This is a genomic window from Salinicola salarius (genome assembly GCF_002179555.1).
Classification (GTDB): domain Bacteria; phylum Pseudomonadota; class Gammaproteobacteria; order Pseudomonadales; family Halomonadaceae; genus Salinicola; species Salinicola salarius_A.
Window position 1 is genome coordinate 1 of sequence record NZ_NHOU01000095.1, and the last position, 1,899, is coordinate 1,899.

Here is a 1,899-nt window from a genome sequence, read left to right on the forward strand (position 1 = left end):
TCATCAGCATCCTCAAGGCCAACGAGCGCGGCGTCTCGATCGCCGAGCTGGCTCGGCAGAACGGCGTGACCGAGCAGACCCTCTACCGCTGGAAGGCCAAGTACAGTGGCATGGAAGTCTCGGAGGCCAAGCGCCTGCGCGAGCTGGAGACCGAGAACGCCCGGCTGAAGAAGCTCCTGGCGGAAAGCGCCCTCGACAATGCTGCGCTCAAGGAGATTGTCTCGGGAAAGTGGTGACGCCCGAAGCGAAGCGGCGTGCGGTGAAGCACTTGGTGGCAGGCGGTTGGCTCAGCCAGCGAGGTGCCTGCCGATTGCTGGGCCTGGCAAGGTCGGTAGCCCGGTACCAGGTGATGCCGCGTGACGATGCGCCGCTTCGGGCCCGTCTACAAGCCTTGGCGACCTGCTATCCCCGCTATGGCTACTTGCTGCTGCATGCCTTGTTGCGTCAGGAGGGCCTGGTGATCAATCGCAAGCGGACCTACCGGCTGTACTGCGAGCAGGGTCTTCAGGTCCGAACTCGGCGGCGTAAGCGGTTGCTCCGGCCGAGAATACCGATGCCACTGCCGGACAGGCCCAACCAGCGCTGGTCGATGGACTTCGTGTCGGACCAGTTGGCCTCGGGACGCCGCTTTCGTGTGCTGAACATCGTGGACGATTTCAGCCGCGAGTGTGTCGGCCAGTTGGTGGATACGTCTATCTCAGGACGTCGGCTGGCCCGGTTCCTGGACGAGATCGCGCAGCAGCGCTCACTGCCAGCCTCGATTGTTTGCGATAACGGGCCGGAACTGACCAGCAAGGCCATGTTCTTCTGGGCGCGTGAGCGGACGGTGACGCTGGCCTTCATCCAACCGGGCAAGCCGACGCAGAATGCGTTCATCGAGAGCTTCAACGGCAAGTTCCGAGACAGCTGCCTCAATCAGCATTGGTTCTTGAGCCTGGCGGATGCACGACACGAAATCACACAATGGAGAACCCACTACAACCATGTCAGACCGCACAGCTCGCTGGGCTATTTGCCACCCGTGGTCTATGCCCAGCAATGTGCCTGAAGGAGCGGTTTCTCACATTGATGACGGACCTAAACCAGGGGGAAGGTCAATTCATCTGCTTCATTCCCATAAGTTCGTAGACCCTTTTCAGGTTGTCTGTGGTGGGCTTGTCTTCACGAAGCCAACGAACCGATACACCGAGATAGCAGGCCCACAGAACGCCTTTCTTGAATTGCCGCCATTGGCGGGTCTTTGCCATCACCTCGATATACTGGTTCACGAGCAGGTACTGGTACTCACCGGCCGTGTACTTGGCAGCGTCGAACGCTCGCTGGTAGTGAGTGGCAGCAGAGGCATAGTCTTCGGCACGATAACAGGCGACACCCCGCAGCCAGTGCAGCAGCCAGGTGAGTCGATCGGCCACCTCCGCCTGGCTCATGTCCGCCTCAAGCGCATCAATGGCCGCCGGGCTGAGCTCAGGGTCCTTGCGCATCAATAGGCCACGCTCGATCAGCGGCACAATCCCTACGGGGGGAGGCTGACGCCAGCGAGACACGGTATCCAGAGGCACTTGTGCCACGTAGATTCCATACCTGCCCTCGTTCCACTTCACAATTAATGGATCGGGTTCGCCTGCAGGGCTTGTATGGTGTCGTAAAATTTCCGTGGCGCTTTGGCGTTTATGCTCAAAGAAAGCCCAAAAATGTGGTGCCATTTTCAGTCCCAATAGCACTTGAGCATCTTTATCCTGGTCGGGGCCGATCTGGCCTAGCTGATCCTCATACTCCCGATAGAAGTCGTCGAGCTCCTCGTTCATCCAGGTAGCGTACCCACGTATCTGCTCGCAAAGTTCGTCCAGGAAGGCTTGCCCATACGCTTCCTGTAGTGGTTCACTAAAACCGGACACCCAT

The 1,899-nt window shown here is 59.2% G+C and carries 2 protein-coding genes; one reads left to right on the forward strand and one right to left on the reverse strand.

Annotation, left to right across the window (positions count from 1 at the left end; genetic code table 11):
- Positions 1–2 precede the first annotated feature (2 nt).
- Positions 3–1,048 (forward strand): IS3 family transposase gene (locus CCD76_RS19230; RefSeq protein ID WP_087721096.1). Its coding sequence is split into 2 segments (ribosomal slippage): positions 3–225 and positions 225–1,048, totalling 1,047 coding nucleotides; the frame shifts between segments, so codons are not numbered across the junction.
- Positions 1,049–1,094: 46 nt separating this feature from the next.
- Here the strand turns inward: CCD76_RS19230 and CCD76_RS19235 are convergent.
- Positions 1,095–1,899 (reverse strand): hypothetical protein (locus tag CCD76_RS19235; protein ID WP_218777091.1); only part of this gene is annotated, 805 nt, incomplete at its 5' end.